Source organism: Mycobacterium sp. 852002-51163_SCH5372311, from assembly GCF_001667115.1.
In the GTDB taxonomy this organism is placed as follows: domain Bacteria; phylum Actinomycetota; class Actinomycetes; order Mycobacteriales; family Mycobacteriaceae; genus Mycobacterium.
This window is the reverse complement of record NZ_LZIJ01000055.1, coordinates 172943-186391: the sequence shown is the minus strand read 5'-3', so window position 1 is coordinate 186391 and position 13449 is coordinate 172943. Positions and strand designations below refer to the sequence as shown.

Annotated in this window: 14 protein-coding genes; 9 read left to right on the top strand and 5 right to left on the bottom strand. The window is 64.6% G+C overall.

Annotated elements, in window-relative coordinates; translation table 11 throughout:
- Nucleotides 1-35: 35 nt before the first annotated feature.
- Nucleotides 36-833 (top strand): SDR family oxidoreductase, encoded by a 798-nt coding sequence (locus tag A5791_RS07345; RefSeq protein ID WP_197504621.1) that lies wholly within the window; start codon nucleotides 36-38, stop codon nucleotides 831-833.
- 13 nt (nucleotides 834-846) lie between these two features.
- A complete protein-coding gene (locus A5791_RS07340; protein ID WP_067233366.1) occupies nucleotides 847-1752 on the top strand; it encodes an SDR family oxidoreductase in 906 nt (301 codons plus the stop codon).
- 82 nt (nucleotides 1753-1834) lie between these two features.
- On the opposite strand, the gene A5791_RS07335 is transcribed toward A5791_RS07340, so the two are convergent.
- Together A5791_RS07335 and A5791_RS07330 are read right to left on the bottom strand one after the other, a co-directional pair.
- The gene (locus A5791_RS07335) at nucleotides 1835-2290 is read right to left on the bottom strand and encodes a nitroreductase family deazaflavin-dependent oxidoreductase (RefSeq protein ID WP_156661049.1); all 456 of its coding nucleotides are present in this window, start codon (nucleotides 2288-2290) and stop codon (nucleotides 1835-1837) included.
- Nucleotides 2291-2328: 38 nt separating this feature from the next.
- Complete coding sequence (locus A5791_RS07330) at nucleotides 2329-3492, bottom strand: steroid 3-ketoacyl-CoA thiolase (protein WP_067233362.1); 1164 nt, start codon at nucleotides 3490-3492, stop codon at nucleotides 2329-2331.
- Nucleotides 3493-3663: 171 nt separating this feature from the next.
- On the opposite strand from A5791_RS07330, the gene A5791_RS07325 reads away from it, so the two are divergent.
- Genes A5791_RS07325 through A5791_RS07300 form a run of 6 tightly spaced genes read left to right on the top strand, consistent with a single transcriptional unit; the run spans nucleotide 3664 to nucleotide 9638 of the window.
- Nucleotides 3664-4926: a cytochrome P450 gene (locus tag A5791_RS07325; protein ID WP_067233360.1), complete on the top strand. Its 1263-nt coding sequence runs from the start codon at nucleotides 3664-3666 to the stop codon at nucleotides 4924-4926.
- An 8-nt stretch (nucleotides 4927-4934) separates the two neighbouring features.
- Nucleotides 4935-5954 carry an acyl-CoA dehydrogenase family protein gene (locus tag A5791_RS07320; RefSeq protein ID WP_067233358.1) on the top strand — a complete coding sequence of 340 codons (1020 nt, stop codon included), beginning with the start codon at nucleotides 4935-4937 and terminating at the stop codon, nucleotides 5952-5954.
- Nucleotides 5939-7102, top strand: a complete 1164-nt coding sequence (gene fadE29, locus A5791_RS07315; protein ID WP_067233355.1) for an acyl-CoA dehydrogenase FadE29 — start codon at nucleotides 5939-5941, stop codon at nucleotides 7100-7102. The genes A5791_RS07320 and fadE29 overlap by 16 nt, the downstream gene beginning before the upstream one ends.
- Complete coding sequence (locus A5791_RS07310) at nucleotides 7099-8058, top strand: bifunctional MaoC family dehydratase N-terminal/OB-fold nucleic acid binding domain-containing protein (protein WP_067233353.1); 960 nt, start codon at nucleotides 7099-7101, stop codon at nucleotides 8056-8058. Before fadE29 ends, A5791_RS07310 begins: the two co-directional genes overlap by 4 nt.
- The gene (locus tag A5791_RS07305; protein WP_067233350.1) at nucleotides 8055-8456 is read left to right on the top strand and encodes a MaoC family dehydratase; all 402 of its coding nucleotides are present in this window, start codon (nucleotides 8055-8057) and stop codon (nucleotides 8454-8456) included. The genes A5791_RS07310 and A5791_RS07305 overlap by 4 nt, the downstream gene beginning before the upstream one ends.
- Nucleotides 8457-9638, top strand: coding sequence for a lipid-transfer protein (locus A5791_RS07300; protein WP_067233348.1), 1182 nt, complete (start codon nucleotides 8457-8459; stop codon nucleotides 9636-9638).
- Nucleotides 9639-9703: 65 nt separating this feature from the next.
- Here the strand turns inward: A5791_RS07300 and A5791_RS07295 are convergent, their stop codons facing one another.
- Nucleotides 9704-9928: a hypothetical protein gene (locus A5791_RS07295; RefSeq protein ID WP_067233346.1), complete on the bottom strand. Its 225-nt coding sequence runs from the start codon at nucleotides 9926-9928 to the stop codon at nucleotides 9704-9706.
- A gap of 443 nt (nucleotides 9929-10371) precedes the next feature.
- Between A5791_RS07295 and A5791_RS07290 the strand changes: the two genes are divergently transcribed.
- The gene (locus tag A5791_RS07290; protein WP_082966796.1) at nucleotides 10372-10812 is read left to right on the top strand and encodes a DUF5994 family protein; all 441 of its coding nucleotides are present in this window, start codon (nucleotides 10372-10374) and stop codon (nucleotides 10810-10812) included.
- A 10-nt stretch (nucleotides 10813-10822) separates the two neighbouring features.
- Here the strand turns inward: A5791_RS07290 and A5791_RS07285 are convergent, their stop codons facing one another.
- Nucleotides 10823-11686 (bottom strand): MaoC family dehydratase, encoded by an 864-nt coding sequence (locus A5791_RS07285; RefSeq protein ID WP_067233344.1) that lies wholly within the window; start codon nucleotides 11684-11686, stop codon nucleotides 10823-10825.
- A gap of 1 nt (nucleotide 11687) precedes the next feature.
- On the bottom strand, nucleotides 11688-13388 hold the full coding sequence (gene kstD, locus A5791_RS07280; protein ID WP_067233514.1) for a 3-oxosteroid 1-dehydrogenase: 1701 nt from the start codon (nucleotides 13386-13388) through the stop codon (nucleotides 11688-11690).
- Nucleotides 13389-13449 lie beyond the last annotated feature (61 nt).

The following is a 13449-nucleotide window of genomic DNA, read 5'->3' as shown; positions in this document are numbered from 1 at the left end:
TACCTAAGCAAGCACTTGCTTGGTACGCTAGCACAGTGACACGCGCCGAAGGAGGCCCCCTAGCTGGCGAAGCCATCAATTTGGGGCTGGCCGGGCGGGTGGTTCTGGTGACCGGCGGGGTGCGGGGCGTAGGTGCCGGCATCAGTTCGGTTTTCGCCGAACAGGGCGCGACCGTGATCACCTGTGCCCGACGAGCCGTCGAGGGTTTGCCGTATGAGTTCCATTCCTGCGACATACGCGACGAGGGCGCGGTCGCGGCGATGATCGACGCAATCTTCGACCGCCACGGACGGCTCGACGTCGTTGTCAACAACGCTGGTGGTTCGCCGTACGTGCTGACCTCGGATTCCAGCGCGAAGTTCAACAGCAAGATCATCGAGCTCAATCTCTTTGGGGCTCTGTGGGTTTCGCAGCATGCGAACAAGAGAATGCAAAGCCAGCAGCGCGGCGGGTCGATCGTCAACATCTGCAGTCTCAGCGGCCGGCGGCCATCGCCGGGTACCGCCGCATACGGGGCGGCCAAGGCGGGCCTGGAAAGTCTCACTCAAACATTGGCCGTCGAATGGGGGCCTAAGGTCCGGGTCAACGCTTGCGTGGTCGGCATGGTGGAGACCGAGCAATCCGAACTGTTCTACGGTGATGCCGACTCGATCGCTGCGATTTCGCGGAATGTGCCGCTGGGCCGGTTGGCGAAACCCGACGACGTCGGTTGGGCCGCAGCGTTTTTGGCCTCGGACGCGGCGTCCTACATCAGCGGGGCCTCGTTGGAGGTGCACGGCGGCGGTGAACCACCGCACTATCTGGCCGCAACGAACGCGAGCGCGATCAAGTAGAGGAGACAGAACTATGGGAGTGGTCGACGGCCGAGTGGCCATCGTCACCGGAGCAGGCGGCGGTATTGGGCGCGCACATGCGCTTGCCTTCGCCGCCGAGGGGGCGCGCGTCGTGGTCAACGACATCGGGGTGGGCCTGGACGGGTCGCCTGCAAGCGGCGGCAGCGCTGCACAGAGCGTCGTCGACGAGATCACCGCGGCAGGCGGCGAAGCCGTCGCCGACGGATCCGACATCTCCGACTGGAACCAGGCGGCCGGACTGATTCAGAGCGCTGTCGACACGTTCGGCGGCCTGGACGTTCTGGTCAACAACGCCGGGATCGTTCGGGACCGGATGATGGCCAACACCAGCGAAGAAGAGTTCGACGCCGTCATCGCCGTGCACCTCAAGGGCCACTTCGCCACCATGCGGCACGCCGCCTCATATTGGCGTGGACTCTCCAAAGAGGGCAAAACCGTTGACGCGAGGATCATCAACACCAGCTCCGGTGCGGGCTTGCAGGGCAGCGTCGGACAGGGCAACTACAGCGCCGCCAAGGCGGGCATCGCGGCGATGACCTTGGTGGGCGCCGCTGAAATGGGCCGTTACGGTGTCACCGTCAACGCCATCGCTCCCTCGGCGCGTACCCGCATGACCGAAACCGTCTTCGCCGAGATGATGGCAACCCAGGGCCAAGAATTCGATTCCATGGCGCCGGAGAACATCTCGCCGCTGGTGGTCTGGCTGGGCAGCGCCGAATCCCGCGACGTCACCGGGAAAGTCTTCGAAGTCGAGGGCGGCAAGATTCGGGTCGCCGAGGGCTGGGCGCACGGCCCGGAGATCGACAAGGGCGCGCGATGGGAGCCCGCCGAGTTGGGGCCGGTCGTCGCCGACCTGCTGGCCAAGGCGCGTCCGCCGGTGCCCGTCTACGGAGCCTAGTTGCTTTTCGCCGAACGTGCACTCACGGCGGCATTTTGGCGATTATTTCGCCCTGGCTGCACGTTGGACGAAGCCCATAACGTCAGGGCTCGCAGATGACGATCGGGATCTTGCGCTCAGTCCAGGACTGGTAGTCCTCGTAGGAGGAATACATCTTCACCAACTGCGGCCAGTACTTCGCGCGCTCGTCGTCGCTGGCGTCGCGCGCCTTGAGATGCAGCACCTCGTCTTTGATCTGGACCGAAACCTTGGGGTCGGCCTTGAGATTGAGATACCACATGGGGTTCTTTTCGCGTCCGCCGTGGGAGGCCACCACAATCACACGGTCGCCATCACGCATATACAGCAGCGGACTTGCCCGTGGCTGCCCGGTCTTGCGGCCGGTGGTGGTCAACAGTGCGACCGGCGCGCCCTGCAGGAACTTGCCGCCGAGCTTGCCGCCCGTCGCCTTGTACAGCCACGTGTTGATGCGCGACATCCATTTGATGATGACGCCGGTGCGTGCTGAGTTGAGCGCGCGTGGGGGATTTGCCATCAGTGACCCTTATCGCTGAATGAACGGGCGGACCTGAGCCTCTAGATCCGTTCGATGATGGTGCCGGTGGACAGCGCACCGCCCGCGCACATGGTGATCAGCGCGGTGCTCTGGTCGGTGCGCTCCAGCTCGTGCAGCGCGGTGGTGATCAGGCGGCTGCCGGTAGAGCCGACGGGGTGTCCCAGCGCGATGGCTCCGCCGTTGACGTTGACCCGGTCCATGTCGGGCTCGTGCACCCGCGCCCAGGACAGCACCACCGATGCGAATGCTTCGTTGATCTCGACGATGTCGATGTCGCCGATCTTCATGCCCGCCTTCTCCAGCACTTTCGCCGTCGACTGCACGGGCCCGTCCAGGTGGTAGTAGGGCTCGGCGCCGACCAGCGCCTGGCTGACGATCCGCGCGCGTGGCCGCAAGCCCAGCGCCTTGGCCTTGTCCTCGTCCATCCACAGCACGGCCGCCGCGCCGTCGGAGATCTGCGACGAGGTGCCCGCGGTGTGGATCCCGCCTTCGAGCACCGGCTTCAGCTGGCTCAGTCCTTCCAGGGTGGTGTCGCGCAACCCCTGGTCGCGGGAGACCATGTGGCGTTCGGCGGTTGGCTGCTTCTGCTCGTCGAGCACCGGAGCCTCGATCGGCGAGATTTCCCGGTCGAATCGATGCTCCTCCCAGGCCCGCTTGGCGCGTAGCTGGGACTGGAATCCGAAGGCGTCGATGTCTTCGCGGGTGATGCCGCGTCGCTTGGCGATCCGCTCGGCCGCGGTGAACTGGTCGGGCAGGTCGATGTCCCATGACTCGGGCCGCAAGACGCTGCGGTCGGGTCCCGCGTTGGCGCCGAGTCCGACACGGCTCATGGCCTCGATGCCGCACGCGATACCGATGTCGATGGCGCCCGCTGCGATCAGGCCGGCGACGAGGCCATTGGCCTGCTGGCCACTGCCGCACTGGCAATCCACGGTCATGGCGCCGACGTGCTCGGGCAGCCCGGCGACGAGCCAGCTCACCCGGGTGATGTTGTTGGACTGCTCGCCGAACTGCGTCACGCAGCCGCCGACGATCTGTTCGACATCGCCCGCGTCGATACCGGCCTTTTCCACCAGAGCCTTCTGCACCGCGCCAAGCAGCTCGGTGGCATGCAGCCCGGACAGCCATCCGTTGCGTTTGCCGATCGGGCTGCGAGTGGCTTCGACGATTACCGGGTTACCCATGGGGCCAGGCTAGAACACGTTTCATTACTATGACAAGCGAGGATGCTCCGGCGGCTCGACAGCTCTTTTGTCCTGCGGTTACGGCATGTTTTACTGGCAGCAGAGCGCAACTAGTACAGCTAGTGCCAACCAATTCGCGAGTCGGCGGAGCCAGCAGTAAGGAGAAGTAGCGTGCCCAGCCCTAATCTTGCACCCGGGTTCGATTTCACCGACCCGGACATCTATGCCGAGCGGATCCCGGTCGAAGAGTTTGCCGAAGTGCGCGCCACCTCGCCGATCTGGTGGAACGAGCAGGCTCCGGGCAATGGAGGCGGCTTCCACGACGGCGGGTTCTGGGCCATCACGAAGCTCAACGACGTCAAGGAGGTGTCGCGGCGCAGCGACGTCTTCTCCAGCTACGAGAACGGTGTGATCCCCCGATTCAACAACGACATCGCCCGCGAAGACATCGAGGTCCAGCGGTTCGTCATGCTCAACATGGACGCGCCACACCACACCCGGCTGCGCAAGATCATCTCCCGCGGTTTCACCCCGCGCGCCGTGGAGCGACTGCGCGACGAGCTCAGCGAACGCGCGCAGAAGATCGCCGAAACCGCCGCCGCCGCCGGCACCGGCGACTTTGTGGAGCAGGTCTCGTGCGAGCTGCCGCTGCAGGCGATCGCGGGTTTGCTGGGCGTACCCCAGGAAGACCGCGGCAAGATCTTCGAGTGGTCGAACGAGATGACCGGGAACGACGACCCTGAATACGCCCACATCGACCCGAAGATGTCGTCCGCGGAGTTGATCGGCTACGCGATGAAAATGGCCGAGGAGCGGGCCAAGAATCCAGGCGAAGACATCGTCACTCAGCTGATCCAGGCGGACATCGACGGCGAAAAGCTTTCCGACGACGAATTCGGTTTCTTCGTGGTGATGCTCGCGGTGGCGGGGAACGAGACCACCCGCAACTCGATCACGCAGGGGATGATGGCGTTCGCCGAATTCCCCGAGCAGTGGGAGCTGTACAAGAAAGAGCGTCCGGAGACCGCCGCCGACGAGATCGTCCGCTGGGCGACCCCGGTCACCTGCTTCCAGCGGACCGCGCTCGAGGACTACGAGCTGTCCGGAGTGCAGATAAAGAAGGGCCAGCGGGTGCTGATGTTCTATCGGTCTGCCAACTTCGACGAAGAGGTCTTCGAGAACCCCTACAGCTTCGACATCATGCGTAATCCCAACCCGCACGTCGGCTTCGGCGGTACCGGTGCGCACTACTGCATCGGCGCCAACCTGGCCCGGATGACGATCAACCTGATCTTCAACGCCGTGGCCGACCACATGCCGGACCTCAAGCCGATCTCGGCGCCCGAGCGGCTGCGGTCGGGCTGGCTCAACGGGATCAAGCACTGGCAAGTCGACTACACCGGAAAGTGCCCGGTGGAGCAGGGCCGGAAATAAAAACGACGATGGATTTCGCTCCCACGGCGACGCAGCAAGCCGTCGCCGACGTAGTCACGTCGGTACTGGACCGCGACAATTCGTGGCAGGCACTCATCGACGGCGGCGTAACCGCACTGCCCGTGCCCGAGCGTCTGGGCGGGGACGGTGTCGGCCTGGCTGAGGTCGCTACGGTGCTGACCGAGGTGGGGCGTCATGGCGCCATCACGGCAGCGCTGGCCACGCTTGGCCTCGGCGTGGTTCCGCTGCTGGACCTGGCCTCCGACGAACAACAGGACCGGTTCCTTGCCGCCGGCGCCAAAGGCGGAGTGCTGACCGCCGCGCTCAACGAACCCGGTGCCGCCCTGCCCGACCGCCCTGCAACCACCTTCGCCGGCGGTCGGTTGTCCGGGACCAAAGTCGCCGTGGGGTACGCCGAACAATCCGACTGGATGTTGGTGACGGCCGACAACGCGGTCGTGGTGATTTCGCCGAAAACCGATGGGGTGCAGTTGGTTCGGACGCCGACGTCGAATGGGTCCGAGGAGTACACGGTGACTTTCGGTGACGTGGCGGTGCCGGATTCCGACGTGCTGGCGGACGGGACAGCCCATCGGGTCAACCGTCTGGCGTTGTCGGCTATCGGTGCCTACGCCAACGGGCTGGTGGCCGGGGCGCTGCGGCTGACCGCTGACTACGTCGCCAACCGCAAGCAGTTCGGCAAGCCGTTGTCGACCTTCCAGACAGTCGCCGCTCAGCTCGCGGAGGTCTACATCGCTTCGCGCACGATCGATTTGGCGGCGAAGTCGGTGATCTGGAGGCTGGCCGAAGATCGGGACGCCGAAGATGACCTGGACGTGCTCGGGTACTGGGTGGCTTCCCAGGCGCCCCCGGTGATGCAGATCTGCCACCACCTGCACGGTGGCATGGGAATGGATGTCACGTATCCGATGCACCGGTACTACTCCACGATCAAAGACCTGACCCGGCTGCTGGGCGGCCCTTCACATTGTCTGGAACTCCTTGGAGCGCAATGTTCATCGACCTGACTCCGGAGCAGCGCCAGCTGCAAGCCGAGCTACGCCAATACTTTTCGAACCTGATCTCCTCGGACGAAATGAAGGCGATGGAGCAGGACCGCCACAACGCGGCTTACCGCGCGGTGATCCGACGCATGGGCCGGGACGGCAAGCTCGGGGTCGGCTGGCCAAAGGAGTTCGGCGGCCTGGGTTTTGGTCCGATCGAGCAGCAGATCTTCGTCAACGAGGCGCACCGGGCCGACGTGCCGTTGCCCGCGGTGACGCTGCAGACGGTGGGTCCTACGTTGCAGGTGTATGGCAGCGAAATGCAGAAGAAGAAGTTCCTGCCGGCCATACTCGCCGGCGAGGTGCACTTCGCGATCGGCTACACCGAGCCGGAGGCCGGCACCGACCTGGCGTCGTTGCGTACCACCGCCGTCCGCGACGGCGACCACTACATCGTCAACGGCCAGAAGATCTTCACGACCGGTGCCCACGACGCCGACTACATCTGGCTGGCCTGCCGTACCGACCCGGATGCCGTCAAACACAAAGGTATTTCGATACTGATCGTCGATACCAAGGACCCGGGCTATTCCTGGACGCCGATCATCCTGTCCGACGGCGCACACCACACCAACGCCACGTACTACAACGACGTACGGGTGCCGGCCGACATGCTGGTCGGTGAGGAGAACGGCGGCTGGCGGCTGATCACCACTCAGCTCAACAACGAGCGGGTGATGTTGGGTCCGGCGGGTCGCATCGCCGGTATCTACGACCGGCTCCATGCCTGGGCTGCCAAGCCTGGCGGCAACGGCGTAACGCCGCTCGACCACCACGACGTCAAGCGCGCGCTTGGTGAAATCCATGCCATGTGGCGGATCAACGAGTTGCTGAACTGGCAGGTCGCCGCCGCGGGCGAGGATATCAACGTGGCCGATGCCGCGTCCACGAAAGTCTTTGGCACCGAGCGGATTCAGTACATCGGACGGCTTGCCGAGGAGATTGTCGGCAAGTACGGCAACCCTGCCGAACCGGCCACCGCGGAGCTGCTCAGCTGGCTCGACTCCCAGACCAAGCGCAATCTGGTGATCACTTTCGGCGGGGGAGTGAACGAAGTGATGCGGGAAATGATCGCCGCTTCCGGCCTCAAGGTGCCGAGGGTGCCGAGATGACCGGGGTTGCAGGCATTCAGGACGCCGTCGCGGAGATTAAAGCGGCCGGTGCCGCCAAGCCGCGGGCGGCCCGGGATCCGGTGAATCAGCCGATGATCAACAACTGGGTCGAGGCGATCGGCGACCGTAACCCGATCTATGTGGACGAGGACGCCGCGCGTGCCGTCGGTCATCCGGGAATTGTGGCTCCCCCGGCGATGATTCAAGTCTGGACCATGTTCGGTCTGGGTGGTTCCCGCCCGGACCACGATCCCTTGGGTCCGATGATGAAGCTGTTCGACGATGCCGGGTATATCGGTGTGGTCGCCACCAACTGCGAGCAGACCTATCACCGGTACCTGCAGCCCGGCGAAGAGGTCAGCATCACCGCCGAGATGGGTGACGTGGTCGGGCCCAAGCAGACCGCGCTTGGCGAGGGCTATTTCATCAACCAGCACATCATCTGGCGAGTCGGCGACGAAGACGTCGCCGAGATGAACTGGCGCATCCTCAAGTTCAGGCCTGCCGAGGCTGCCACACAGAGCTCGGTTCCCGAGGATCTCGATCCCGGCGCGATGATGCGACCCTCGTCGTCGCGCGACACCGCTTTCTTCTGGGACGGGGTCAAGGCACACGAGTTGCGGATCCAGCGACTCGCGGACGGGAGCCTGCAGCACCCGCCGGTGCCTGCCGTGTGGCAGGACGCGTCCGCGCCGATCGACTACCTGGTGTCCAGTGGGCGCGGCACGGTGTTCAGCTTCGTGGTGCATCATGCGCCGAAAGTGCCGGGCCGCACTCTGCCGTTCGTTATCGCGCTGGTCGAACTGGAGGAAGGCGTCCGGATGCTTGGCGAGCTGCGCAACGTCGAACACGGTCAGGTGAAGATCGGAATGCCGGTGCGCGCAACGTATATCGACTTCCCGGCCGGTGACGGCGGGCCGGAATGGACGCTCTACGCATGGGAGCCCGACGCATGAGCGCGCCGGTTGTGGAAGTGGGCACTACGCTGCCGGAGCTGAAACTGTATGGGGACCCGACGTTCATCATCTCAACCGCGTTGGCCACCAGGGATTTTCAGGACGTCCACCATGACCGGGACAAAGCTGTGGCGAAGGGTTCAAAAGACATCTTCGTCAACATTCTCACCGACACCGGGCTGGTACAGCGTTACGTCACCGATTGGGCCGGCCCGTCGGCGTTGATCAAATCGATCGGGCTGCGGCTCGGGGTGCCGTGGTACGCCTACGACACGGTGACCTTCTCCGGCGAGGTGACCGCGGTGGACGACGGACTGATCACAGTAAAAGTACTAGGCGCCAACAGCCTTGGGAATCACGTGATTGCGACGGTAACGCTGACGATTGGGGGGGCCTAGATGTCGGCCGGTTTACTAAGTGGCCGAGCTGCCATCGTCGGTATCGGCGCCACCGACTTCTCCAAGAACTCCGGCCGCAGCGAGCTGCGACTGGCGACCGAAGCGGTGCTGGACGCCCTCGACGACGCGGGACTGAGTGCGGCCGATGTCGACGGGCTCACCACGTTCACCATGGACACCAACACCGAAATCGCCGTCGCGCGTGCAGTCGGCATCGGCGAGCTGAAATTCTTCTCCAAGATCCATTACGGCGGCGGCGCCGCGTGTGCGACAGTGCAGCACGCGGCGATGGCCGTCGCCACCGGAGTGGCCGACGTGGTGGTGGCCTACCGCGCTTTCAACGAGCGGTCCGGTATGCGCTTCGGCCAGGTCCAGACCCGTCTGGTGGGAGATGCTGGCGCCCAAGCAGATTCGACGGCGGCCGACAATTCGTTCTCCTATCCGCACGGTCTTTCCACGCCGGCGGCGCAGGTGGCAATGATCGCGCGGCGTTATATGCACCTCTCCGGTGCGACCAGCCGGGATTTCGGCGCCATCTCGGTGGCCGATCGCAAACACGCCGCGAACAACCCGAAGGCGTATTTCTACGAAAAGCCGATAACGATTGAGGACCATCAGAATTCGCGGTGGATCGCCGAACCGCTGCGACTGCTGGACTGCTGTCAGGAGACGGACGGCGCGGTGGCGATCGTGGTGACATCGGCTGAGCGTGCGCGCCACCTCAAGCAGCGTCCCGCCGTCATCGAGGCGGCAGCGCAGGGATCCAGTCCTGACCAGTACACGATGGTCAGCTACTACCGGCCTGAACTAGGTCTGCCGGAGATGGGCTTGGTCGGCCGGCAGCTGTGGGAGCAGTCCGGGCTTTCGCCGGCCGACATCCAGACCGCGGTGCTTTATGACCACTTCACGCCGTTCACGCTGATTCAGTTGGAGGAGTTGGGATTCTGCGCGCGGGGTGAGGCGAAAGACTTCATCGCCGACGGCGCCATCGAGGTGGGCGGCCGGCTTCCCATCAACACCCACGGCGGTCAGCTCGGCGAGGCGTACATCCACGGCATGAACGGCATCGCCGAAGGGGTCCGGCAATTGCGCGGCACGTCGGTGAACCCGGTGCCTGACGTCGAGCACGTTCTCGTCACCGCCGGTACCGGTGTGCCGACGTCTGGCTTGATCCTCGGCTAACCCGCCGAGCAGACGTAAAAGCCCCCGAAATCCGCTGATTTTGGGGGCTTTTACGTCTGCTCGCCCTACTTGGCGAATCTGCGCACCAACTGGTTCTCCCCGAACGTGCTGGTATGTTGCAAACCCTGGTCGTCACGGCCGAAAAACGTCCATTGCCGGGGAATCTTCTGCGGCGCGCCAATGAGCTTAACCGTATAGCGCAGCTGGCTGGGGCCCGTCGTGCCGATGACGTCACCAACTTTTATCTCCGACGGATGAATTCCGGGTGCGTCCCAGTTTTGCACGGCCATATCACAAAATCCTCACGTCGGTTACCGCCACAGTACCCTTGATTCTCAAGATCTTCCGCACGGCCTATCCGAAGCCGTGATCAGATCCACATTGCCCGGACGCTTTTCCGAGCGCCCCGACATAGTGCGTGGTGCTCGCCGCGCCGGCGCCGACAACCCGAAGTCGGTTGGCCGCCAAAACGCACGCAGCGTAGGGTGAGGTCTGAGCTGTTTCGTTGTCAGCGGTGGTCACGTGCTGTTTCTGCGAATGACACCCACGGGCAATGTGATTCCTCCGTCCGCCCCGCAGCGGGGCGTCCGATGCCAACCGCGAAGGAACCGCCCGTGAATTGTCCAGACCTGACCATGTCGCGACCACCCGACGTTTTACGTTTCGCTATTGCTCGCGACAGGCGCACCCCCGTGGTGTGCCATTGCACTCGGCACCGCCAGCGACAACGCCGGTGACCTATCTACTCGCGGGCCGGCGCCGTGCGACCGCCATCCGCCTATCGGTGGCCCATGACCTCGGCCGTGATATTGACGGCGCCTGGTGGCCACGCGTACATCGCATCTCCAACGAATTGCCCGGGCTTATCGCGGTGCTGACCCCACTCCTCGGAATCGTCAGTTCCATCAACGTCAACTGGTCAGCTATACAGGCTCCGCCCGACTTCAACTGCCCGGGGTGGGAAGGCAAACGCCAGCACGTCATGACGGTCACGGGCGCGGAGGCCGCTGTCAACCTCCTGATAATTCCGTATGCGACCTATAGCGCGCTGGCCCTGATGGTGTTGCGCTGCGCCGCCGACCTGCCCATCGATGTTGTCGACCGAAACAAGCCCGCATTCTTGACCGCTGATTGCATACTTCGAGCAGCCCACCAACAACGCGCTCTGGGTTGACCTGTTCGCGCTATGCGGGGACCAGCTCTACGCCGGACAGTACAACAGCGTTGTCGCGCGAAGGCGCGACAACGCTTGCCGCGAAACGGCCTTCGCCCTTCCAGATGTTGACCTGCAGCGTCTCGCCGGGGAACGCTACGCCCGCGAAGCGGGCGCCATAAGCCGCGACAGCGGTCGCGTCACCGTCCAACAGGGCGTCGGTGATGGCCTTGCACGTCATGCCGTAGGTACACAGGCCGTGCAAGATCGGCTGGTGAAAGCCTGCGGCAGAGGCGAATTGCGGATCAGAGTGCAATGGGTTGCGATCGCCGCACAGCCGGTACAGCAGGGCCTGCTGCGGCAGGATCGGCATCGCGACCTCCAGGTCCGGGGCCCGGTCCGGTGCGGCGTCCGCCGACCCGGACGGTCCCCGGTCGCCGCCGAATCCGCCCTCGCCGCGCGCGTAGATCGACCGCTTGTGCGTCCACAGCAAGGCGCCGTCGGGTGCGGTCACCTTGGTCTCGCTCCAGATCACCGCGGCCTTGCCTTTGTCCCAGATGTCGGTGAACCGGGTCACCGCCCGGCCCGATCCCGAAGGAGGCAGCGGCGCAGGCACTTCCACGCGCTCGCTGGCATGCAGCACCTTGCTCAGCTCGATATCGATGCCGGGAAACTGCACGGTCGGCGGCGTGGTCTGGTGAAAGGTCGCGGCGACGTTGCCGAATGTCGGCAGCACCTGCGGCGTGTCGTCCACCAGATAGCGCAACTCGCGGGGATCCATCGGATCCGAGCCGGCGCCCAATGCCAGGTGGTAGAGCTGCACATCACTACTGACCCAAGAGAATTCGATGGGTTCCAGCTCTGCGGCCAACGCGACGTCTACGTCGATCGGCATGTCAGGCCCTCCCGGCCTCGGCGATGTGCAGCGCCGCGAGGTAACCAAACGTCATCGCCGGGCCGATGGTGCCGCCCGGCCCGGGGTAGGTGTGTCCCATCACGGGCGCACTGACATTGCCTGCGGCGTAAAGGCCTTCGATGATGCTGCCGTCGTCGCGCAGCGCACGTGCGTGGACATCGGTGCGAATCCCGCCCTTGGTGCCCAGATCGCCCGGCACCATCTTGGCCGCGTAGTAAGGCGGGTGACTGATCTCGCCGAGATTGGGATTGGGCTTGTTGGTCGGGTCGCCGTAGTACCTGTCGTAGGCGCTTTCGCCGCGGTGGTAGTCCTCGTCGACCCCGGACCGGGCAAAGCCATTGAAACGCTGAACGGTCGAGGCCAGTTCAGCGGCCGGCAGGCCGGCCTTTGCCGCCAGCTCCTCCAGGGTGTCTGCCGCGACGATCACGCCGGACTCCATCCACTTGCGCGGAATGCGCTGTCCGGGTTGCAGTCCCGCGAAGATGTAGCGGTCGCGATACCGCTGGTCGAACACCAGCCAAGCGGGTATGTTCTCACCGGGGCCGGGCCCCTGGCCGTATTCCCCGCCGTACATGTGGTGGCAGGCCTCCACGTAGGGCATCGATTCGTTCATGAATCGCTTGCCGGACATATTGACGATGATCGATCCCGGCGAGTTGCGCTCCGACAGCGCGAACCACGGAGCACCCACCAGCGGCACCGTCGGCCCCCACCACGCGTCTTCCATCAGATCCAATGCAGCGCCCAGCTTTTCGCCGGCGATGATGCCGTCACCGGTGTTGGCTTTGGCCCCCACCGTCCACTCGGTAGTGATCGGAGCACGCTGGTATTTCACCCGCATCTGTTCGTTGTGCTCGAACCCGCCCGAGGCGAGGATCACCCCGCGACGCGCCCGAATCAGCTGTGGCTCAGCCGATTCAGATGCCGAGGTCGCACGGACATAAACGCCTCTGACCGCACCGTCCTCGACATAGAGGTCGGTCAGCGCGGTGTTGAGCTCCACCGGCACACCGGCCCGCTGCAGGCCGATCCGCAGCGGTCCGATCAGCGCCCGGCCCATTCCGACGAGGTTCTTGCCGGTTGCCTTGGCCCACATCGTCCGGGCGCCAACCCGCAGGCTGCGCAGCACCCCGCGTGGGTGGCGTTTCAGCTGGTTGAGTCGCATGTAATCCTGTTGCATCACAACCACATTGAGCGGCACTTTGCCGTACGCAGGTTCGAGTCCGGCCTCGTCGACGCCGAGCTTGCGGGCGTTGAACGGCTTCGGCTCGATGGAACGACCGCCCGCGCGGCCGCCCGGCGCCTCGGGGTAGTAGTCGGAGTAGCGCGGGACCCAGCACATCTTCAGCGGAGTGTGCTTGAGCACGAACGACAACATCTCGGGTCCCCGCTCGAGGTAGGTGTCGATGCGTTCCGGTTCCACCCCGCTGACCGATCGGTCGCCGATGATGCCGTGCAGGTAGGTGCGGGCGGCCTCGGGGGTGTCCTTGACGCGGTCGTGCTTGAGGACCTCGTTGTTGGGAATCCAGACGCCGCCGCCCGAGCGCGCGGTCGAGCCGCCGAAGTGGGAGGCTTTTTCGATGACCACTGTCGAGAGGCCTCGGTGCGCGGCAGTGAGGGCAGCCACCATGCCGGCGCCGCCGCTTCCGACCACGACGACGTCGTACTCCTGTGCTGTCATGTAGAACACGTTATAGAATTGCCGGGGCTGGGCGCTACTGGCCCGGTCACCATCATTCCGG

Coding starts and splice junctions, on each gene's coding strand:
- A5791_RS07340 (WP_067233366.1), top strand. CDS start 847: ATGGGAGTGGTCGACGGCCGAGTGGCCATCGTCACCGGAGCAGGCGGC.
- kstD (WP_067233514.1), bottom strand. CDS start 13,388: ATGACAGCACAGGAGTACGACGTCGTCGTGGTCGGAAGCGGCGGCGCC.
- A5791_RS07305 (WP_067233350.1), top strand. CDS start 8,055: ATGAGCGCGCCGGTTGTGGAAGTGGGCACTACGCTGCCGGAGCTGAAA.
- A5791_RS07310 (WP_067233353.1), top strand. CDS start 7,099: ATGACCGGGGTTGCAGGCATTCAGGACGCCGTCGCGGAGATTAAAGCG.
- fadE29 (WP_067233355.1), top strand. CDS start 5,939: ATGTTCATCGACCTGACTCCGGAGCAGCGCCAGCTGCAAGCCGAGCTA.
- A5791_RS07300 (WP_067233348.1), top strand. CDS start 8,457: ATGTCGGCCGGTTTACTAAGTGGCCGAGCTGCCATCGTCGGTATCGGC.
- A5791_RS07330 (WP_067233362.1), bottom strand. CDS start 3,492: ATGGGTAACCCGGTAATCGTCGAAGCCACTCGCAGCCCGATCGGCAAA.
- A5791_RS07295 (WP_067233346.1), bottom strand. CDS start 9,928: ATGGCCGTGCAAAACTGGGACGCACCCGGAATTCATCCGTCGGAGATA.
- A5791_RS07320 (WP_067233358.1), top strand. CDS start 4,935: ATGGATTTCGCTCCCACGGCGACGCAGCAAGCCGTCGCCGACGTAGTC.
- A5791_RS07285 (WP_067233344.1), bottom strand. CDS start 11,686: ATGCCGATCGACGTAGACGTCGCGTTGGCCGCAGAGCTGGAACCCATC.